Below are 20,458 nucleotides of genomic sequence, written 5' to 3' on the forward strand. Positions count from 1 at the left end.
TCTAGGCCCTCTTCCCGATCACCTCGACACCCAAGGTGGTCAGCACCTTGGCCTCGATATCTTCGGCGTTCATCTGGGCCACTGCATACATATCTGCAGGGCTGGCTTGGTCGATGAAGATATCGGGCAAAACCATGGAGCGGTATTTCAGCCCTGTATCAAACACGCCTTCCTCGGCCAGCAATTGCGCCACATGCGAGCCAAAGCCGCCCACGGCCCCTTCCTCGATGGTGATCAGCGCCTCATGGTGGCGGGCCAGTTGAAGGATCAATTCGCGGTCCAATGGCTTGGCAAAACGCGCATCCGCGATGGTCGGAGTGATGCCTTTTTGGGCCAGCGCCTCTGCGGCCTCGCGGACCTCTTTGAGGCGGGTGCCGAAACTCAGGATCGCAACGCGGTTCCCCTCGGCAATCATGCGGCCTTTGCCGATCTCAAGCGCTGTGCCGCGCTCGGGCATTTCAACGCCGACACCTTCGCCCCGCGGGAAGCGGAAGGCAGAGGGGCGGTCATCAATCTCGAGGGCCGTGCGCACCATATGGACAAGCTCGGCCTCATCCGCGGCGGCCATAACCACAAAACCCGGCAGATTGGTAAGGAAAGCCACATCATAACTGCCCGCATGCGTCGCGCCATCCGCCCCGACCAAACCTGCGCGATCAATCGCAAAGCGCACAGGCAGGCGCTGGATGGCGACATCATGCACAACCTGATCATAGCCGCGCTGCAGGAATGTCGAATAAAGCGCGCAGACGGGTTTGAGACCACCCGCCGCCATCCCCGCCGAAAAGGTCACGGCATGCTGCTCGGCGATGCCGACATCAAAGCAACGATTGGGAAAGCGTTCCGCAAAGAGGTTCAGCCCCGTGCCATCGGGCATTGCCGCGGTGACGGCAGTGATATGGCTGTCTTCCTCGGCCTCTTTGATCAGCGATTGCGCAAATACTTTTGTGTAGGAAGGCGCATTGGAGGGCGCTTTTTGCTGCTTGCCCGTGACCAGATCGAATTTCGCCGTAGCATGGCCGCGATCAGGGCGGTCTTCGGCATAGCCTTTGCCCTTCTGGGTGATCGCATGGATCAGGATCGGGCCATCGGCGCGGGCTTTGACAGTGCGCAAAACGGCCAATAATTGCTCCATATCATGCCCGTCAATCGGCCCGACATAGGAGAACCCAAGCTCCTCGAACAAGGTGCCGCCAACGGTGACGGATTTAAGCAATTCCTTCGCCCGCCGCGCGCCTTCCTGAAACGGTTCGGGCAGAAGCGAAACCGCGCCTTTGGCGGCGGCCTTGAACTCCTGAAAGGGGGCGCCTGCATACAGCCGCGACAGATAGGCCGACATTGCGCCTGTTGGCGGCGCGATGCTCATTTCATTGTCGTTCAAGATAACGATCAGCCGCTTTTTCAAATGCCCTGCATTATTAAGCGCCTCATAAGCCATGCCCGCCGAGATCGAGCCATCGCCAATCACCGCAATGGCATCGCCATGGCCCGTGGGGCTATCCCCGCCCAGATCACGCGCCACGGCAAAACCCAAAGCGGCCGAGATCGAAGTGGAGCTATGGGCCGCGCCAAAGGGGTCATAGGGGCTTTCGCTGCGTTTGGTAAAACCCGAGAGTCCGTCCTTCATCCGCAAGGTGCGAATACGGTCGCGCCGCCCTGTCAGGATTTTATGGGGGTAGCATTGATGGCTGACATCCCAGATCAGCTTGTCGCGTGGGGCGTCGAACACGGCATGCAAAGCCACGGTCAGTTCAACCACACCCAGCCCTGCGCCCAGATGGCCGCCCGTCTCAGAGACCGCGCTGATCGTCTCGGCGCGCAATTCATGGGCCAGACGCGTCAGATCCCCATCGCTGAACTGTTTCAAATCAGCGGGTGTTTTGACGCGGTCAAGAAGCGGTGTGTCTGGTCGCTGGCTCATGGCTGGCCCTCCCTTGGGCGCAATTACTTGTCGCGGGCGATAATATAGCGCGCGAGCGCCTTCAAGGTCTGGGCCTTTTCTCCATAGGAAGAAAGCGCAGTTTCGGCCTGCTCGACCAAGGCCTGCGCCTCGGCTTTTGCGCCCGCTAAGCCCATAAGGGATACAAAGGTGGCCTTGCCTGCATCCGCATCTTTCCTCAGCGCCTTGCCCGCCGTTTCGGCATCGCCCTCAACATCCAAGATGTCGTCGGCGATCTGGAAAGCAAGGCCGATGGCATTGGCATATTGTAGCAGCGGCAGCGGGTCCGCGCGGCCCAAAATGGCCCCTGCACGGGCGGGCCATTCAATCAGCTGACCTGTCTTGTTGCGCTGTAAATCGCGGATTTCATCAAGTGTAAGGGCGCGCCCCGCTGTCTCGGCGGCAATGTCTTGGGCTTGCCCCAGAACCATCCCTTCGGCCCCGCAAGCCTTGGCAAGGGTCTGGACCAATTCAATCCGCTGCGTGGGATCGCCCGCGCCGCGACGCGATAGCAATTCAAAAGCAAAACCCTGCAAGGCATCGCCGACCAAAACGGCAGTCGCCTCGTCCCATTTCTTATGGACGGTCGGCTGGCCGCGGCGCAGGTCGTCATCATCCATGCAAGGCAGATCGTCATGCACAAGGCTGTAGGCATGCAAGCATTCGACGGCAGCGGCAGCAAACAGGGATTGTGAGGCAGGCACATCAAACAGACGCGCCGTTTCAATCACCAGAAAACCGCGCAGGCGCTTGCCGCCAGTTGTGGCGTAGCGCATTCCATCCGCGATGGTGTTATCCCCAAGATTGGTCAGGCTTTGCTCGAGAAACTCACCTATCTGAGCCTGAGCATCGGTCAGCGCAGTTTGAAACACTCACAGCCCCTCGACAGGGGTGGTTCCATTGGGCTGGCCATTGCCGTCGAGCGTGATCTTGGCGACCTTCTCCTCGGCTTCTTTCAGCTTGGTTTCACAGCGCTGTTTGAGGGCCGAGCCGCGCTCATAAAGGGCGATTGATTCCTCAAGTGCCACATCGCCCCGATCAAGCTTGTTCACCACGGCTTCCAATTCGCGGATCGCATCCTCGAAGCTCATATCTTTGATCGCTTTTTCATCGCTCATCAGGCGTGCTCCATCAACTCAGTCACATGCGCGGCGACACAAGCCGCCAGCGCAGAAAGATCATAGCCCCCTTCGAGAGTCGAGACCACGCGCCCCTCGCAATGGATATTTGCGACCTCGCAAATCCGCCTTGTGAGCCAGACAAAATCTTCGACCTGCCAGTTCAGATTGGCCAAAGGGTCATCGGCATGTGCATCAAACCCTGCCGATATCAAAATGAGTTCGGGTTCATAAGCCTCAAGGCGGGGAAAAACCTGCGCCTCATAGGCCTGCCGCATCGAAGCCCCGTTCGAGTTCGGGGCGAGTGCAACATTAAGCACATTATTCGATCCGCCCCTCTCCGACGGGCTGCCCGTTCCGGGATAAAGCGGAATTTGATGCGATGAGATGAATAGCGCGCGCGGCTCGTCCCAGAGCAGATCTTGGGTGCCATTGCCGTGATGCACGTCGAAATCCACAACAGCCACGCGTTGCAGGTGGTGGCGTTCCATCGCATGGCGGGCTGCGATGGCGATATTGCCAAACAGGCAAAACCCCATCGGCCTAGCCGTTTCACAATGATGACCAGGCGGGCGGGTCGCGACAAAGGCATTGCGCGCTGCGCCTGACATCACCTGATCCACGGCAAGAAGATTTCCCCCCACACCTTTCAAAGCGGCTTCCCATGATCCGGCACTGACATGGGTGTCAGGGTCAAGGGCGGTCATGCTTTGCGCGGGGATCGCGCCTTTGATTGCATCAATATGATGCTTTGGATGGCACAGGGCGAGGTCGTCCTCCTGCGCCATTGGGGCATCCATACGGGTAAGCGCATCATGATCGGCCGAGGCAAGAGCATCGGTGACAGCCTTGATCCGTGCGATCTGTTCGGGATGGCCCTCAGGAGTCACATGAGTGATGGCCGAGGGGTTTTCGATGAGCAGAGTTGCCATGACCAACCCTCAATCAGGGGAGAGCATATAACCCGCGCCGCGCACTGTTTGCAGATAACGGGGTTGTTTCGGGTCTGCCTCGATTTTGCGGCGCAGGCGCGTGATCTGGACATCTACCGCGCGTTCCTGCGCCTGTTCATTGCCAGCGCCTTTGTCGCGGCCAAGGTCTTCGACCAATTGCAGGCGCGAGACAGGCTCGTTCGGGCAGGCGGCGAAAATCCGCATCAAGGCGGCCTCGGTGGCGGTCAGGCGCAACGGGGTTTGGCCTGCCCACATTTCACCACGCTCAAGATCATAGCGGATCGCGCCCAGATGCAGCACTTTTGGGGTGCCCTGCGGCTCGTTCACCTGTGGCACACGGCGCAGGATTGCATTGATCCTGAGCAGCAATTCCTTGGGTTCAAACGGTTTGGTGAGGTAATCATCCGCACCCGCCTCCAAGCCTGCGATACGTTCATTCGCCTCGCCTTTGGCGGTCAGCAAAAGGATGGGTGTAGTCATTTTCTCCCGCAATGCTTTGGTCAGGCTGACACCATCTTCGCCTGGCAACATCACATCAAGCACGATCAGGTCGAATTCCAGCCCGTCCAGCAAGCGCCGTGCATGGGCCGCGTCCCGCGCAATCGTGGCGATGAAGCCGTTCCTGATCAGGAATTTTTGCAGCAGGCTGCGAATGCGTTCATCATCATCGACGATCAGCAGATGGGCGGCGGGGTCGATCATGGGCCTTGCTCCGATCCGGTTCCGTAATGTTTACGCATTTCAGGGTCCATCATCTGTTCCAGCACCGCGCGAAACCCCGCAACGGCATCGGGGCCTGCCTGCCTATAGGCGGCGCGCATGCGGTTGCGCTGCGCCTCGGATAATTCACGTTCAAGTGCCGCCCCTTCTTCAGTCAGGAAAAGGTGGCGTTCGCGTTTGTCGCGCTTGCCGACGCGGCTTTCGACCAAACCATCCTCGATCAGGGCGCGCAACACACGGTTGAGCGATTGCTTGGTCACCCCAAGGATGGCCAGCAGGTTATTGACGGTGGTGCCGGGGCTGCGCTTGATGAAATGGATGGCGCGGTGATGCGCGCGGCCATAGGTGTAATTGGCCAAGATACGGTCGGGATCGGCCGTGAAGCCGCGATAGGCGAAAAACATCGCCTCAATGCCCCGCCGCAATTGCTCATCGGTTAGGAACAGGAGGCTTTCACCGCTCCCCATTGCGTTTTGTCCTGCGCGCTCGGCCATTGTTCTCCCTTCCATCTCCGACATCACTTTATGTCAGCCTTGTTGACTTTCCAAGAATCTATTGCTAGCGAATGGCAGGTTTTACGAAACATTATGTCCGTATCGGCCATAGTTGGGTAATAATCGGAAAAATGTCACGCTGCTTTGCAGCAAAAACTTCGAGGACGGGATGATGAGCGCTACCTTTGATGATCGCGACGGAATGATATGGATGGATGGCAAAATGGTGCCTTGGCGCGATGCCAATGTGCATATTTTGACCCATGCAATGCATTACGCCTCGTCGGTATTCGAGGGTGAGCGCGCCTATGGCGGCAAGATTTTCGAAAGCCGCCGCCATTCTGAGCGTTTGCTGAAATCGGGCGAGATGCTGGATATCACCATCCCTTGGACAGTCGATGAGATCGAAGCGGCGAAATACGAAGTCATGAAGGCAAATGACCTCAGTGACGCCTATGTTCGCGCGATTGCATGGCGTGGTTCGGGCGAGGATATGGGTGTCTCATCCGCGCGCAACCCAGTGCGCTTGGCGGTCGTTGCTTGGGCTTGGGGCAGCTATTACGGCGATGCGAAGATGAAGGGTGCCAAGCTCGACATCTCCAAATGGAAACGCCCCAGCCCTGAGACGATCCCCGTTCATGCAAAGGCCTCGGGTCTTTATATGATCTGCACAATGTCCAAGCACGCGGCCGAGGCCAAAGGCTGCTCGGATGCGCTCTTTATGGATTTCCGCGGTTATGTGGCCGAAGCGACGGGGGCAAATATCTTCTTCGTAAAGGATGGCGAGGTTCATACACCCAAAGCGGATTGCTTCCTCAATGGTATTACCCGCCAGACTGTTATCGGCATGCTGAAAAAGCAGAATGTCACCGTGCATGAACGTGTGATCATGCCTGATGAGCTGGCTGATTTTGAGCAATGCTGGCTTACGGGTTCAGCTGCCGAAGTGACGCCTGTTGCCCAGATCGGGGATTACAATTTCGAGGTCGGCGCCATGACCCGTGACATCACCAAAGGCTATGACGACCTCGTTCGTGCGTGATGAAAAATCGGGCCTTCCCGCGATGCGGGAGGGCCTTTGCCCATTCCGCGCTTGATTTGCGCGGCGGCAACGGCCAGTCTCGGGGGTATGGTGGTTCATTATCAACCCTTCGCCCCGTCCAATATCCGCGAAAATATCGCCTTTGATCGGCGTGAATTGGGCATCGTCATGCAGCTTTACGGGCGCATGGTCGCCGCGGGCGAATGGCGCGATTACGGCTTGTCGCATCTGCGTGAGGTCGCTGTCTTCTCGATTTTCAGGCGCACGGCCGAGCACCCGATCTATACCGTCGAAAAGCGCCCCAAACTTGCCGCCAAGCAAGGCCAATACGCGGTTATCGGCATGGATGGGCGCATTCTCAAACGCGGCAATGATCTCAAGGCGGTTATGCGGGTGCTCGAGCGGAAATTGATCCGCGCCGTGCAGGACTGATCATTCAATCAGAACATGTCGCCGTGAGGTGATCGGGCCGCCGCCGCTGGCTTTGATCCGCGCCTCGGCCTCTTCCAAGGGCTCATAGGCCACGGCCATGTGATGGGCATTGGCATGGAGCAACATGCTCTCGCTCGACATGATCCCGACATGCCCTTTCCAGAACACCAGATCGCCCCTGCGCAGCGGCGCGTCCTCGGCCAGTTCTTCGCCAAGCACGGCTTCCTGCTGGTCGCTATCGCGGGGGCAGGGCACGCCACAGGCTAGCATCGCGGCCTGTATCAGGCCCGAGCAATCAATACCCCAGCGGCTGGTGCCACCCCAAAGATAAGGCGTGCCCAAGAAAAGATCCGCCACGCCAACACTATCTGAAAAGCGGGATGTGGTTTTCATCAGATGTCCGCGCGGAATGTGATGGCCCGTATGGATGCGGCAATAGTCTTTGCCCTCATGGGTGACAGCCACGCGGGATCCAAAAAAGATCGAGACATCCGCAGGCGCTTTCAGCTTGGCTTGCGGGTAGAGATGGGTGGCAGGCGCGACCACCCAATGCGTTGGCTCAACGAGGTTGGATAAAGCACGTTCGGGGATATAGCCACATTGCCCGTCCCGCATGGCCTGCCCGAAGGTCATGCCATCGACAGTTTCAAGAACGAGGAACGTCTCTCCGAATAGAAGTTGGGAGGCGCGATTGCCTTGAGGCTCCTGAGAGATATTCGCAACCGGCTGTTGAACGACCATCGCGCGGCCTTCGACAAATTTCTTGGCAGGCACCAAGCCTATCAAGGACGTATGGGCCACGCGTTCATTCGCAGGCGTAATCCGCGGGTCGAAATCATTCATAAATCAAGCACCTCGGGCAATGCATCAAGGATGGCGCGTGACGCTTGGCCGACCCCGCCTTTGGGCCGTGCGGGAGCGTTCGCGGGTTGCCATCCGTAGATGTCAAAATGGACGAATCGTGGGCTATCTACCGCGAAGCGCCGCAAGAACAAAGCGGCTGTGATCGACCCCGCCATTCCGCCTGAGGGCGCATTGTCCAAATCCGCTATGCCGGGTTCGATCATGGTCTCGTAAGGGTCATGGAAGGGCATGCGCCAGACCGGATCTTTGACGCGGTCCGCCGCCATGCTCAGCGCCGAGGCGAAGCTGTCATCATCGGTGTAGAAAGGCGCGATATCAGGCCCGACGGCCACGCGCGCGGCCCCCGTCAGGGTTGCCATGCAAACCATCAGATCCGGCTTGGCCTCGGAGGCCAGCGCCAAAGCATCGGCCAAAACAAGCCGCCCTTCGGCATCTGTGTTGTTGATTTCAACGGTTTTGCCATTGCGCGCTGTCAGAATATCACCAGGTCGGAAGGCATTGCCGCTGACATTGTTTTCAACGGCAGGTACCAACACATGCAGGCGCAGGTTCAACCCAAGCGACATAATCATATGCGCGAGGCCCAAAACCGTTGCGGCACCGCCCATATCCTTTTTCATCAACCCCATTGAGGCACCCGGCTTGAGGTTCAACCCGCCTGTGTCGAAGCAAACGCCCTTGCCCACTAAACACAGCGACGGGCCGCTTGTGCCCCATGTCATCTCGATAAGGCGGGGGGCTTGTTCGGCGGCGCGACCGACAGCATGGATCATGGGGAAATTTTCGGCCAGAAGATCATCACCTTCGACAGTGGTGACCGTGCCGCCATGTTGTGCGGCAAGCCGTTTCATCGCCTCTTCCAGCTGGTCTGGCCCCATATCTTGCGCAGGCGTGTTGATCAGATCACGGGTCAGCATTTCGCCTGCGGCGATGGCTTCCAGCCGCGCGATATCAACACCGCTTGGCGCGACAAGCTTGGCCTTTGGCATGGATTGGCTGTGATACCGATCAAAGCGGTATTGAGCGAGAAGATAGCCCAACCCCAGCTCGTTCAGATCGGGCTCGTCACCGCGTCCTTCCTGAAGCTCATATCTGCCTTCTGGCAGAGCAGCTATGGCAGCGCCAATTGCAAAGCGCTTGCGCTTTTGACTTTTCTCTGAGCCCAAGCCCATCAAGACAAGGGCCATGCTGCCATCGCCATCGGGCAGCAAACAGGCCTCGCCCAAAGCGGCTGAAAACCCTGTCTGGCGCGCCCAATTGGCATGTGCTGCGGGCAGATCAGCCATGACGCTGTCCAGACCGTCTGGTGCCACCAATTGAATTGGGGTTGCGGGTAAACCCGGTAGGGCAAATCTTGCGTCGCTCGGCATAAAGGCAGGCCTCAGAAAATTCAGGTCCCGCGCAGCCTAACGCCGTGAGTTGCCTCTGCAAGCGGCATCAGCGTGAAACGCCATCGATATCGCAAGTTTCATAGATGGATTTCTCACCAACGCGTTGCAGCCGTGCCAAGGTTGCGGCCAGCGCGGCTTCCCCTCCGCTATCAAGACAATTGCGAACATCACCCGCAACCCGTGCAAGCGTGGTCATCCCGATGCGTTCGGCGGTAGGGATCAGCTTATCAAGCGGCTTGGCAATATCGCCGCGCGGCGCGCTTGCGGTCAGTTTGCTGAGCGTTGAAAGGTAGAGGCCCATGGTCTGAAGCCCACGCGCCAATTCCCATTCCGCACGATATTCCCCAATTTCCACGCATAATTCCTCAAGCCGATCCGGATCGAAGGTTGCGCGGTCATGGATTTTTAACACGGTCACCAAATTCGTCATAGTTCACCTCACTCTCGCCCCCTCAGGCAAATGCAAACTGCCAAAAGGTTCTGAACAAACGATTGATCTATGAGGAAATAAAGCTCCAAATTTCATTGAATGCAGGGTATTGGTACGGACTACTGCAATTGGAGTGCCCATGCATCGGATTCATCATCTCCCCGACTATCTGGTGGAGCGCTACAATAACTGGCGGCAAGCGTCTTTTCCTGAAAGCCGTGAATGGTTTCAAAAGCTGGCAGAAGAAGGCCAGCACCCGCAGGCCATGATCATCGCCTGTTGCGACAGCCGCGTTGCGATTTCGGCTGTGTTCGGCCAGCGGACTGGCGAATTGTTTATTCACCGCAACATCGCCAATCTGGTGCCGCCCTATACGCCTGATGGCCAACACCACGGGACGGCGGCGGCGGTTGAATTCGCGGTCAAATATCTAAAGGTCGCGCATATCGTGGTCATGGGGCATTCGCATTGCGGCGGTGTGCGGGGCTGTATCGATATGTGCTCAGGCGCAGCACCTCAGTTTGAGGCGCAAGAAAGCTTTATCGGACGTTGGCTTGATATCCTGCGGCCTGGCTATGCGCGCGTATCGAGCATTGACGATGACGCGAAACTCCAAACTGCGCTGGAGAAAGAGGGCATTCATGTCTCTTTGGAAAATCTGATGAGCTATCCCTTTGTCAGGGATGCCGTCGGGGCGGAAAGCCTGTCATTGCATGGCATTTGGGCCGATATCTCCGATATGGATATCGAGGCATTTGATGGCAGCAGCAACAGCTTCGTAGAGATCGGGCGGTAAGGCAGACCTACTCCACCGCCCGTTTGCTCAGGGTTGCCAGAACAGCGTCTGGCCCTCGGGCCACGCCATATCAACTGTCATTTCGATGGTCACGGTCTCGCCTGCGGGCACGTCCAGATCCCATGCCATGACACCACGCCTGCCTTCGATATCCTGTTCATCAGGTGCGATGGACAGGGTCAGGTCCAGCTCAAGATCCTCCTGTTCGGAGAAGGGCGTTGCATAGACAAGGCGCAGGTTTTCATCAGAAGAAGAAGTGTTTTCGACGCTGAACTGGATGCGGCGGTTTTGGGTGTTCGAACTGGTGAATATCCCTCGGTCCCCCTCGTCACGCGATAGGTCCTGCCAGTCGAGCCGCAGATGGTCGAGCGCGCCAAAGGCCATTTCCTGTGTGGCGCCATCGGGGATCATATCGATCCAACCCTCGCCGACCAGACCTCCATCTAGGTAGAAACGCGTCTGTCCTGGAAGGATGGGTTCGCCTGAGTTGTTTTCAAACTCGGCCATCAGGAAACCCGTGCGCTCAAAACGGGGTTGGGCCAGTTGGGTCAGCGCGGCATCGAAGGCGAGAGTATCAAAGGGCAGTGTGACACGCCCGTCGCCCGAGACGGAAACGGGGCTTTGATAGGCATAGCTGATATCGAGACCTGTGACATTCATGACGGCTGTGGCGTCTTGCTCCATCACGCTGGGGGCCATGACGGCTTCCATCGCGACCCTGCCTTGGCTGTCTTGCAAGGCGATAGGCCGCTGCGGCGGTGTTTCACCGATCCGCACAGGGCTGGGATAGACAAGGCTTGGCTCGCGTTGGCGGTTTGGATTGGCGGTCGAGAAGGTGACATCGACATCGCGCCACGGCTCCCCATTTTGCACATTCAGAACGATGGAGCGCGCTACGTCCAAGCTCTCTCCCTCGCTATCAAGGCTGATCTCATAGAGGGGCGACCAGCCCGCCATTGCGCTGAAATGCGCGATATCTAGGGTAAGCTCGGTCGCGGCCTCGGCGCTTATCTCGACGGCTAGAAAATCGGCAGAGGTTCCAAAGGGGCGAAGGCGGTCCAATTCGGTCTGAGCATCGCGCAGGCTGATCTGCTGCTCGGCCAAGTCATCGGTCAGGCTGCGGCGGGCGATTTGGGCTTGGTGTTGCTCTGTGGCAATGCGGTTCATTTCTGCACCAAGGGTCGCCAATTGCGCGGTAAGGGCGCTGGCATCACTGGGCATGGAGGCACCTGCATCACCACCGCGCGCGATGGCTTCAAGTAGGCTGATTTGCAGGTCCATCGCGCGGATCGCTGTATCCGCCAAATCGATCTGGTCCTGAACTTCCTGAACGGCGTCTTGGGCCAACTGCACAGCGTCGCGCGCGCGGGCTTGCTCGGCTGTATCCAGCGCACCTTCTGCCACAGGTATATTGCGCAGGAGCGTTGGTGTTCCAATCTCAACGCCATCGGGGCCCGAAACCTCAGGCAGGATGATGCCATCGGGATTATGCAGGGCAAGGAGCACGCGGTGATCCCCCGCAGGCAGCGCAAGCGTGGCGCTGCGCCCGATCTGTGCTCCAGAGAGAAAAACGGTCGCCTCAGTGATGTCGGCGCGAAGTTGGAACTCTTCGGCATGGGCGGCACTTGCCGCCATCAGGGCGAGAAGGGATAGGGTGAAACGCATTCGGGGGAAGCCTCGGGTTGTTTCTGATGCCCCAAGCTTCCCCCGCTGTCACAGGTTATTCAATAACCGTTTTGCCCTCAGCCTTTTTTCAGCACCCGATTGCCAAGGGTCTCCGCGATCTGAACAGCGTTCAAAGCAGCACCCTTGCGCAGGTTATCCGAGACGCACCACAGGTTCAGACCGTTCTCGATGGTGCTGTCCTGACGAATGCGGCTGATGAAGGTCGCGTAATCGCCAACGCATTCGACTGGGGTGATATAGCCACCCGTCTCGCGCTTATCGATCACCATGATACCAGGCGCTTCGCGCAGGATATCGCGGGCCTCTTCTTCATCGAGGAAATCCTCGAACTCGATATTGATCGATTCGGAATGGCCAACAAAGACGGGCACGCGCACACAAGTGGCGGTGACCTTGATGGAGGGATCGACGATTTTTTTGGTTTCGGCGACCATCTTCCATTCTTCTTTAGTGGAGCCATCCTCCATGAAGACATCGATATGCGGGATCACGTTGAAGGCGATCTGCTTGGGATAGACGCTCGGGGCGACCTCTTGGCCCGGAACATACATGCCCTTAGTCTGGTTCCACAGCTCGTCAATCGCGTCCTTGCCTGTGCCCGAAACCGATTGATAGGTCGAGACAACAACCCGCTTGATCGTAGCGCGATCATGCAAGGGCTTGAGGGCGACAACCATCTGCGCGGTCGAGCAATTCGGGTTCGCGATGATGTTTTTCTTGTGGTAATTATCCACGGCTTGCGGGTTCACCTCGGGCACAACCAGCGGCACATCGGGATCATAGCGATAGAGCGAGGAGTTATCGATCACGATACAGCCCGTTTTCGCCGCTTTGGGCGCATAGGTTTTCGTTGCGTCCGAGCCAACGGCAAAAAACGCGATATCCCAGCCCGTGAAATCAAATGTATCAAGGTCTTGGGTTTTCAAAGTTCGGTCGCCAAAGCTGCATTCGGTGCCAAGCGATTTGCGCGAGGCAAGCACGGCGATCTCATCAACAGGGAACTGGCGTTCCGCAAGAATGTTCAGCATTTCGCGGCCCACATTGCCCGTGGCGCCAGCGATGACGACTTTATAACCCATAGTCCTTGTCCTTTGGTCGGAGAATGAAGCGGCTCATACTGGAACTTGCTGTTGAGCGAAAGACCAAGCCGCCCCCTTCGCCTGCGCTGACGAAAATATGTGGCGCTTGTGTTTACCGAGAGGGGGGCAACATGGATGTTTCTGGGCGGATGATTGCGGGTTGAACGCATTACCTGATCAAAACTATCAGATATACCTTGACCACTGGTTTCGGGCATGCTTGAAGACACTCATGTAACCGACTAAAACAGTCAGAAATTCAAATTCAACCATGGGGTGATCCATGACCAAAACCTTCACGCTTCTTCTGGGTGCAACGATCCTCGCCAGCACGGCCACCGCCTATGCGCAGGAGGTCAATATTTATTCTTCGCGCCATTATGACGGTGATGAGCAGCTTTATCAGGGTTTCACAGATGCCACGGGCATCACGGTAAACAGGATTGAAGGCAATGCAGACGAGCTTTTGGCGCGGATGCAGGCCGAGGGCGATAACAGCCCCGCTGATGTCATCCTGACCGTGGATGCGGGCCGTATCTGGCGCGCTGATGAAGCGGGCCTGTTGCAGCCTGTCGTGTCAGATTACCTTGATGAGCGTATCCCCGCGCATTTGCAGCACCCTGACAACCACTGGTTCGGCTTCTCGCAGCGTGTGCGCGTGATTTTCTACGATAAGGATGATGTCGCGAACCCGCCGCAAACCTATGAGGACCTCGCCAGCCCCGAATATGAGGGCATGATTTGCATCCGCTCCTCCTCGAATGTTTACAACCAGTCGCTGCTGGCCTCGATCATTGATGCAGATGGCGAAGACGCCGCCGCTGAATGGGCAAGCGGCATTGTCTCCAATATGGCGCGCGCCCCGCAAGGCGGCGATACGGACCAGCTCCGCGGCATCGTCTCGGGTGAATGCGATATTGCAGTTGCCAATACCTATTACTTCCTGCGTGCGCTGGATGGTGGTGTCGACGGCCTGTCAGGCGAAACGGATGGCATTGGTTGGGTTTTCCCGAACCAATCTGATCGCGGAACCCATGTGAATGTTGCCGCTGCTGGCGTGGCCGCACATGCGCCTAACCAAGAGAATGCGGTGGCCTTCCTTGAATATCTCGCGACGGATGAGGCGCAGAGCTATTTCGCCAATCAGAATAACGAGTATTCGGCTGTTCCCGGCCTTCCTATGTCGGCCAATTCGGCAAGCATGGGTTTGTTCCTGATGGATGACCTGAACCTCAGCGTCTTGGGTGAAAACACCCCGCTGGCGCAGCAGGTCTTTAACCAAGCTGGTTGGGAGTAAGTCCTTCCAACACCTCCCCGGAAGGGCGCTCAGGTTCTGAGCGCCCTTTTTTTATGGGCTGCGGGCAGCATCAGGTTCGGGCACAAAGCCCCGCGCGGATGACTCCTTCCGCCCCATCCCCCAACACAGCAGCGCAACTGGCAAGAGCCCGACCGCCCCGATCACAAGGCTTGGCACAGCAGCCTCGGCAAGACGCTCATCCGAGGCCAGCCTATGGGCCTGCACGGCGAGCGTGTCGAAATTGAAGGGCCGCATGATCAGCGTGGCGGGCAGCTCCTTCATCACATCCACAAAGACAATCAAGAGCGCTGTCAGCAGGCTTGGCTTGAGGATCGGCAAATGCACGCCGCGCAACATCGCAGGCGGGCTGCGCCCCAAAGTGCGCGCCACGGCATCCATATTCGGGTTGATCGTTGCAAGGCCTGCATCATAGGCCGAAAGGGCGGCTGCCATGAAACGCACGATATAGGCCATGATCAGCAACCAGATGGAACCCGTGATCAAAAGCCCCGTATCAATGCCGAAATGCGCCTCCATCAGGGCATCAACCGCATTGTCGAAAGCCGCGAAGGGAACAATAAGCCCCACAGCGATTACCCCACCAGGAACAGCATATCCAAGCCCTGCGACACGCACCGCCGCCTTAGACGCATTGGAGCGTTTGAGCCGTGCATTGAACCCCAGTGAAACCGCAGCCAGCACGGTCAGAAGCGCCGCAATCACCGCCAAGGTCAGTGAGTTCTGGAAGAAGCCGATATAGCGGCTGCTCAGCAAAATCTGGCTCGATCCCCAGCCCATGGTGATCAACAGGATGGCAGGCAGCAAAAACCCGAGCGCCACGGGAAGCCCACAAAACAGCATCGCGCCGAAGGCGTGCAAGCCTTTCAGGCGGGCGGGTTCCATCTCTTCAAAGCGGCGACCTGCACCATGATGCCGTTTGCTCTTGCGTTGTGCATGTTCAAGGCTGGCAAGGATCAGGGCAAAGGCCAGAAGGCAAAGCGCAAGCTGCGCGGCAGCCGCGCGATCGGCGAAGGAGAACCAGCTTTGATAAATGCCTGTCGCAAAGGTCTGAACGCCGAAATAGGAAACCGTGCCGAAATCCGCGATGGTTTCCATCGTGGCCAATAACATCCCCCCTGCAATAGCAGGGCGCGCAATCGGCAGGCTGACGGACCAAAAGGCGCTGAACGGCCCATGGCCAAGGGTGCGCGCGGCAATATAGGCGGTGGCGCTTTGTTGCAGGAAAGCCGCGCGCGCCAAAAGGTAGACATAAGGGTAGAGTACAAGCGTCAGCATCGCGGCGGCCCCGCCAAGCGAGCGGATTTCGGGGAACCAATAGTCCCTCGGCCCCCAGCCTGTCAGATCGCGCAGCGTGGTCTGCACCAGCCCTGGATGGTCGAGGAAATCGGTATAGGCATAGGCCAGCACATAGGCGGGAAAGGCCAAAGGCAGGGCCAAGGCAATTTCGAATAGCTTGCGCCCGGGAAAGCGTGTCATGGTCACAAGCCAAGCCGCACCCGTGCCGATAACAGCCGTAGCAAGGGCCACAATCACCACCATCAGCAGCGTGGTGCCCAGATAACGCGGTAAAACCGAGCTGATCAGCGAAGTGACCGTTTCTGCCCCGCCGCTAAAGGCTGAAATAAGCACGGCAACCATAGGCAAAAGGCATAGCGCGGCCGCTATCCATGCGATCCAGCCAAAAGGCGAGAAAAATGTCTTGCTGCGAGTGCCAATCATGGGGTCGGTCTATGCCATCTCCTGTGCCGCGCCAAGAGTGCCTTATAAAAACACTCAAGGATGTGACAGCAGCGTTTCGCCTTTGCGCCAGACATGGGCCAGTTGCCAATCTGCAGAGAGATGGATGAAATCCGCAGGCTGCCCTTGGGCAAAGGCGCTGCCCGCCCCGATCAGCTTGGCAGGAATGCTTGTAGCCATCGCAAGCGCATCCGCAGGCGCCCACCCGAGCGAGACAATATTCGAGACCGCGCGCGCCAGATCAAGATCAGCCCCTGCAAGGGTGCCATCCTCCAATGTCAGCCGCCCATCTTGGCGCGTGATTTTACGGGTATTGAGCGTGAAGCTCTTGTGAGCGGTGCCCGCAACCGCCATCGCGTCCGAGACAAGGAACAGCCCCGTCTTGGGCTTTGACCGCTGCGCGATGCGGATCATATCGGGGTGGACATGGATCAGGTCCGCAATAAGCCCTGCCTGCAAACCATCCGTGCTCAAGGCTGCACCCACCAACCCCGGCTCGCGCGGCGTTATCTGGCTCATGGCGTTGAACAAATGGGTGACGCAAATTGTACCCGCTTGATGCGCCTCAAGGGCCTGTTGCGCTGTGCAATCAGCATGCCCAAGCGAGACGATAACGCCGGCCTGCGCCAAGTGCCTGATCTGCTCGGATGTCACCGAGACGGGTGCAAGGGTCACTTTCAGAACAGGCAAGCGCGCGGCTGCATCCAGAAGCAGCGTAAGGTCGCCGTGATCCATCGGCCTGATCAGTGAGGGCAGATGCGCCCCTGCACGACGCGGGTCGAGATGGGGCCCTTCCAGATGCAGACCTGCGATGCCCTGAATGCCTTGCGCGATGGCGTGTTCAACGGCGTCAATTGCTGCGCGTGTTTTCTCAAAACTATCCGTGATCAGCGTGGGCAGAATGGTTGTTGATCCAAGGCGGGCATGGGCTTCAGTGATCACTCTCAGCGTGGCTACGGTTGGGTCATCATTGAACATCACACCGCCGCCGCCATTGACCTGAAGATCGGTGAAACCAGCAGAAAGAACACCTGCCCCAAGATCGATGAATTCGGCTCTAACAGGCAGGTTAGTGCCGGTTTCTAGGCCCAAGACCTTCCCATTCTCAACCAGAAGCGCATGGTCGGACAGCAGCGTTGTGCCATCGAAAATCTGATCGGCTTTATAGGCGAAAAGGGTCATGTCAGGCTTGCCTCACGTGCCAGATCAAGCGCGCCATCAAGGGCTGTTCCTTTTGCTAGAACAAGGCGGTTAGCGAGGGGCGCAGGTAGTAGCGGGAGATAGGCATTGGCCAATCCGCCGATCAGGCAGAGGGGAAGGGACGCCTCAGGATCAAGCGCTGTGACGGAGGCGGCTAGATAGGCCAAGCCGCGATCCAGAATGGCTTTTGCGGATGGGTCATTTTCGTTTGCGGCGGCAAAGACCTTAGGGGCGAGAGCCGCAAAATCAGTCTGTTTGGGGTGGCTGACCAGATCGGTAAGGCGCGGCCCCAGCATGCGTAAAAACGGCGTCTCCTGCAGCAGCCCGTCTTGTACGCGCAAGGCGTCAGCAACAGCTTCCCGCCCGAGCCAAGCACCCGATGCTTCATCGCCCAGAATGAGCCCCCAGCCACCGATCTTGCGAAACTCGCCGCCAAGCTGGCGCACGATGAAGGAGCCTGTCCCGAGGGAGATTACGATACCATCATCCCGCCCCAAAGCGCCGCGAATGCTTGTGGTTTGATCATCGGAATATCGGGCATGTGGCATTGCGAGCGCAGCACTGACGCGCTCTGCATCCTTGGGTGAGACAATCCCCGCCAATCCGAAATGCGCCGGTGCATCAAGAAGCGTCTCAAGGGGTAGAACTGCGCTTTGGGCCAGCTCGGCCAACCCCGCCTTCAGAGTTGCAATTGCCCCGTCAAAATCGCTGGTGACATTCGTAGGCCCCGTTTCAAGCTGATGCCTTTGGCCTGCAAGCTCTACGGCCAGACGGCAGCGGGTTCCGCCGCCGTCAATACCGATCAAAATGCTGTGCCGTTCCGCCATACCACAGGCCTACACCACAGAATTGGCTTTGGGCAGAGGCTACTCCGACAGAATTTGCGTGGCGATGGGTTGGTAGGCCGCTCCAAGGGCGCCTGCCATATTCCCCAGACTGCCTTCCTGTATCACCGGCGCGCGAATACCGCGGAGGTCCGCGCCTTTCATTTCGTCTTCGACCATGCTGATCAGACGTGTTCGAATTTCAGGTGGCATGCTCCCGTCAATGACAATTGCAGGCACGTCATAGGCAGCCACGGCCATCACGATCGCATAGGCCAGATTGGCGGCGGTTTCTTGCAGCCACGCCTCGAGCAGGTCATCGAACCCTTGCCATTCGCTTGCCTGAAGCATGTGCTGAGCTTGATTTGGAAAGCGATCTTCAAGCTTGTTTTCAAGCAAAACAAGGGAGGCTTTGCCAATCAATTGCCCCCAATTCCCGTCGCTATCGCGGATTGGGAAAGATCCGAAGGCAGCCGCATTCCCGCTTTCGCCAAGATAGAGACGGTTATTCAGAACAACGCCGCCACCGATGAAGGAGCCGATGTAGAAATAGGCGAAATTCGAGAGGGATTTTGCACTGCCGAAGGCGTGTTCCCCCATGCTGGACATGGAACTGTCATTGCTCACGATAATGGGCAGGTCGGTCAGGCTTCTGAAATCGGTGACGAAATCAAAGGTCTTCCAAGCCAGCATCTGATCCTTGGGTGCGGAGGTATCGTCAAGCCAGTTCCACAATTCAAAAGGCGCGGCGATGCCAATGCCCGCGATGCGGTTTTGAAGCTCATCCTCCAATGCACCGACAAGTTTTCTGATGCCGCTCCGCGCGAAATTCACGATGACCTCGGGCGTGGGGAACTTATAGGTCTGGCGCAACTCGCCCCTGATCTCGCAGGTCAGATCAATCAAAACCAGATCAGCCGAGCGCCGTCCAATCCGCAGCCCGATTGAAAACGCACCGTCGCGGTTCAGCATGATGGGCACAGAAGGTTTGCCCACACGCCCGCGCACAGGCTCGCCCTTGATCACGAGGCCTTGGGTTTCGAGAAGCCGAGAAATGACCGACGCTGACTGTGCAGAAAGGCCTGTTTCCTTGGCAATTTCCGAAGCAGGAAGCTCGCCATATCTTTTGATCAGGGTCAGGATCAAACGTTCATTATCGCTCCGCGCAAACAATGATCTATCCTGACCAGGCAAGGCGATGCCCTGCGCTGTGTTTGTCTGCATGCTCATGCGATCTCCTCCCCACCGAAATTTTCATCACATGGTATTTAATAAGTCAACTTGATTTACTTATTGACGCCAGAGCGAAAATGGATTGTGTTAAGGTAACTTGCTTAAACAGTGAGTCGTTCGGAACGTGGAGGTCCGAACAAACTTTAGGGAGGAACTATCAATGAAAAAGCTTCTTGCAGGTACTGCACTTGCTCTTATGGCATCTGGTGGCGCGGCGATGGCTGATGGCCATGGCGTAACCGCTTGCCTGATTACTAAAACTGATACCAACCCGTTCTTCGTAAAAATGCGCGAAGGTGCGATGGCTGCTGCTGAAGAGCTCGGCATCACCTTGAACGCCTATGCGGGTCAGGTTGATGGCGACCATGAAACACAAGTTGCCGCGATCGAAACCTGCATTGCAGACGGCGCGTCGGGCATCTTGCTGACAGCGTCCGATACATCCGCCATCACTACTGCCGTGCAGCAAGCACGTGATGCGGGCATTCTTGTGATCGCACTCGATACCCCTCTGGACCCAATCGATGCAGCGGATGCGACCTTCGCAACCGATAACTTCGAAGCTGGCCGTCTGATCGGTGCATGGGCAGCCGCGTCCATGGGCGATGCAGCCGCAGATGCGCGCATTGCGATGCTCGACCTTGCTGTTAGCCAGCCAACCGTTGGCGTTTTGCGTGACCAAGGCTTCCTTGAAGGCTTCGGTATCGACCTTGGCGATCCAAACCGTTGGGGCGATGAGGAAGACCCACGTATCGTTGGCAATGCTGTCACAGCAGGCAACGAAGAAGGTGGTCGTACAGCGATGGAAGAGCTTCTCGCCATCGATCCGATGATCAACGTGGTCTACACCATCAACGAGCCAGCCGCTGCCGGTGCTTATGAAGCCCTGCGCTCGATCGGTCGTGAAAACGATGTTCTGATCGTGTCGGTCGACGGTGGCTGCCCTGGTGTACAGAACGTAGCAGATGGCGTTATCGGCGCGACATCGCAGCAATACCCGCTGTTGATGGCTTCGCTCGGCATCGAAGCGATTGCGCAATTCGCGGCTGACGGCACTGTGCCTCAGCCTTCTGAAGGGCTCGATTTCTTCAACACTGGTGTTGCACTGGTTACAGATACGCCTGTTGATGGCGTAGACTCCGTTTCGGTTGCCGAAGGCACCGATCTCTGCTGGGGCTAAGCCCTTTTCTGAACGGGGCAGG

General features: G+C 57.7%; 20 protein-coding genes. 5 read left to right on the plus strand and 15 right to left on the minus strand.

Features of this window, described 5'->3' with window-relative positions:
- Position 1: 1 nt before the first annotated feature.
- From dxs to ACTYEO_RS06715, 6 genes are read right to left on the minus strand one after another with little or no spacing between them, the layout of a single operon-like run.
- A complete protein-coding gene (gene dxs / locus ACTYEO_RS06690) occupies positions 2 to 1,921 on the minus strand; it encodes a 1-deoxy-D-xylulose-5-phosphate synthase (RefSeq protein WP_449322938.1) in 1,920 nt (639 codons plus the stop codon).
- A 23-nt stretch (positions 1,922 to 1,944) separates the two neighbouring features.
- Positions 1,945 to 2,811, minus strand: a complete 867-nt coding sequence (locus ACTYEO_RS06695; protein ID WP_449322939.1) for a polyprenyl synthetase family protein — start codon at positions 2,809 to 2,811, stop codon at positions 1,945 to 1,947.
- Positions 2,812 to 3,057 (minus strand): exodeoxyribonuclease VII small subunit, encoded by a 246-nt coding sequence (locus ACTYEO_RS06700; RefSeq protein ID WP_449322940.1) that lies wholly within the window; start codon positions 3,055 to 3,057, stop codon positions 2,812 to 2,814. It abuts the gene before it with no gap.
- On the minus strand, positions 3,057 to 3,989 hold the full coding sequence (locus ACTYEO_RS06705) for a histone deacetylase family protein (protein ID WP_449322941.1): 933 nt from the start codon (positions 3,987 to 3,989) through the stop codon (positions 3,057 to 3,059). The genes ACTYEO_RS06700 and ACTYEO_RS06705 overlap by 1 nt, the downstream gene beginning before the upstream one ends.
- 9 nt (positions 3,990 to 3,998) lie before the next feature.
- Positions 3,999 to 4,712 (minus strand): response regulator, encoded by a 714-nt coding sequence (locus ACTYEO_RS06710; protein ID WP_449322942.1) that lies wholly within the window; start codon positions 4,710 to 4,712, stop codon positions 3,999 to 4,001.
- The gene (locus ACTYEO_RS06715; protein ID WP_449322943.1) at positions 4,709 to 5,224 is read right to left on the minus strand and encodes a MarR family winged helix-turn-helix transcriptional regulator; all 516 of its coding nucleotides are present in this window, start codon (positions 5,222 to 5,224) and stop codon (positions 4,709 to 4,711) included. The genes ACTYEO_RS06710 and ACTYEO_RS06715 overlap by 4 nt, the downstream gene beginning before the upstream one ends.
- A 172-nt stretch (positions 5,225 to 5,396) precedes the next feature.
- On the opposite strand from ACTYEO_RS06715, the gene ACTYEO_RS06720 reads away from it, so the two are divergent.
- Together ACTYEO_RS06720 and ACTYEO_RS06725 are read left to right on the plus strand one after the other, a co-directional pair.
- The gene (locus ACTYEO_RS06720; protein ID WP_449322944.1) at positions 5,397 to 6,266 is read left to right on the plus strand and encodes a branched-chain amino acid aminotransferase; all 870 of its coding nucleotides are present in this window, start codon (positions 5,397 to 5,399) and stop codon (positions 6,264 to 6,266) included.
- An 87-nt stretch (positions 6,267 to 6,353) separates the two neighbouring features.
- On the plus strand, positions 6,354 to 6,698 hold the full coding sequence (locus ACTYEO_RS06725) for a DUF2794 domain-containing protein (RefSeq protein ID WP_449322945.1): 345 nt from the start codon (positions 6,354 to 6,356) through the stop codon (positions 6,696 to 6,698).
- On the opposite strand, the gene ACTYEO_RS06730 is transcribed toward ACTYEO_RS06725, so the two are convergent.
- The 3 genes from ACTYEO_RS06730 to ACTYEO_RS06740 form a co-directional block, all read right to left on the minus strand.
- Entirely contained in the window at positions 6,699 to 7,541 is an 843-nt protein-coding gene (locus ACTYEO_RS06730; protein ID WP_449322946.1) for a C40 family peptidase, read from the minus strand.
- Positions 7,538 to 8,932, minus strand: coding sequence for a leucyl aminopeptidase family protein (locus ACTYEO_RS06735; RefSeq protein ID WP_449322947.1), 1,395 nt, complete (start codon positions 8,930 to 8,932; stop codon positions 7,538 to 7,540). The genes ACTYEO_RS06730 and ACTYEO_RS06735 overlap by 4 nt, the downstream gene beginning before the upstream one ends.
- Before the next feature lie 67 nt (positions 8,933 to 8,999).
- Positions 9,000 to 9,383 carry a hypothetical protein gene (locus ACTYEO_RS06740; protein WP_449322948.1) on the minus strand — a complete coding sequence of 128 codons (384 nt, stop codon included), beginning with the start codon at positions 9,381 to 9,383 and terminating at the stop codon, positions 9,000 to 9,002.
- A gap of 139 nt (positions 9,384 to 9,522) precedes the next feature.
- Between ACTYEO_RS06740 and ACTYEO_RS06745 the strand changes: the two genes are divergently transcribed.
- Positions 9,523 to 10,179 (plus strand): carbonic anhydrase, encoded by a 657-nt coding sequence (locus tag ACTYEO_RS06745; protein WP_449322949.1) that lies wholly within the window; start codon positions 9,523 to 9,525, stop codon positions 10,177 to 10,179.
- A 27-nt stretch (positions 10,180 to 10,206) separates the two neighbouring features.
- On the opposite strand, the gene ACTYEO_RS06750 is transcribed toward ACTYEO_RS06745, so the two are convergent.
- A complete protein-coding gene (locus tag ACTYEO_RS06750; protein ID WP_449322950.1) occupies positions 10,207 to 11,844 on the minus strand; it encodes a mucoidy inhibitor MuiA family protein in 1,638 nt (545 codons plus the stop codon).
- A gap of 77 nt (positions 11,845 to 11,921) precedes the next feature.
- A complete protein-coding gene (locus ACTYEO_RS06755; protein WP_449322951.1) occupies positions 11,922 to 12,944 on the minus strand; it encodes an aspartate-semialdehyde dehydrogenase in 1,023 nt (340 codons plus the stop codon).
- Positions 12,945 to 13,227: 283 nt separating this feature from the next.
- On the opposite strand from ACTYEO_RS06755, the gene ACTYEO_RS06760 reads away from it, so the two are divergent.
- Positions 13,228 to 14,241, plus strand: a complete 1,014-nt coding sequence (locus tag ACTYEO_RS06760) for an extracellular solute-binding protein (protein WP_449322952.1) — start codon at positions 13,228 to 13,230, stop codon at positions 14,239 to 14,241.
- A 51-nt stretch (positions 14,242 to 14,292) separates the two neighbouring features.
- Here the strand turns inward: ACTYEO_RS06760 and ACTYEO_RS06765 are convergent, their stop codons facing one another.
- From ACTYEO_RS06765 to ACTYEO_RS06780, 4 genes are read right to left on the minus strand one after another with little or no spacing between them, the layout of a single operon-like run.
- Positions 14,293 to 15,981: an ABC transporter permease gene (locus ACTYEO_RS06765; RefSeq protein WP_449322953.1), complete on the minus strand. Its 1,689-nt coding sequence runs from the start codon at positions 15,979 to 15,981 to the stop codon at positions 14,293 to 14,295.
- A gap of 54 nt (positions 15,982 to 16,035) precedes the next feature.
- A complete protein-coding gene (gene nagA, locus ACTYEO_RS06770; protein WP_449322954.1) occupies positions 16,036 to 17,181 on the minus strand; it encodes an N-acetylglucosamine-6-phosphate deacetylase in 1,146 nt (381 codons plus the stop codon).
- On the minus strand, positions 17,178 to 18,026 hold the full coding sequence (locus ACTYEO_RS06775) for a BadF/BadG/BcrA/BcrD ATPase family protein (protein ID WP_449322955.1): 849 nt from the start codon (positions 18,024 to 18,026) through the stop codon (positions 17,178 to 17,180). Before ACTYEO_RS06775 ends, nagA begins: the two co-directional genes overlap by 4 nt.
- 39 nt (positions 18,027 to 18,065) lie before the next feature.
- Complete coding sequence (locus ACTYEO_RS06780) at positions 18,066 to 19,253, minus strand: ROK family protein (protein WP_449322956.1); 1,188 nt, start codon at positions 19,251 to 19,253, stop codon at positions 18,066 to 18,068.
- A 163-nt stretch (positions 19,254 to 19,416) separates the two neighbouring features.
- Here ACTYEO_RS06780 and ACTYEO_RS06785 point away from each other — a divergent pair, with 163 nt between their 5' ends.
- Positions 19,417 to 20,436, plus strand: coding sequence for a substrate-binding domain-containing protein (locus ACTYEO_RS06785; protein WP_449322957.1), 1,020 nt, complete (start codon positions 19,417 to 19,419; stop codon positions 20,434 to 20,436).
- The last annotated feature ends 22 nt before the right edge of the window (positions 20,437 to 20,458 follow it).

It is taken from the genome of Rhodophyticola sp. SM2404 (assembly GCF_053570515.1).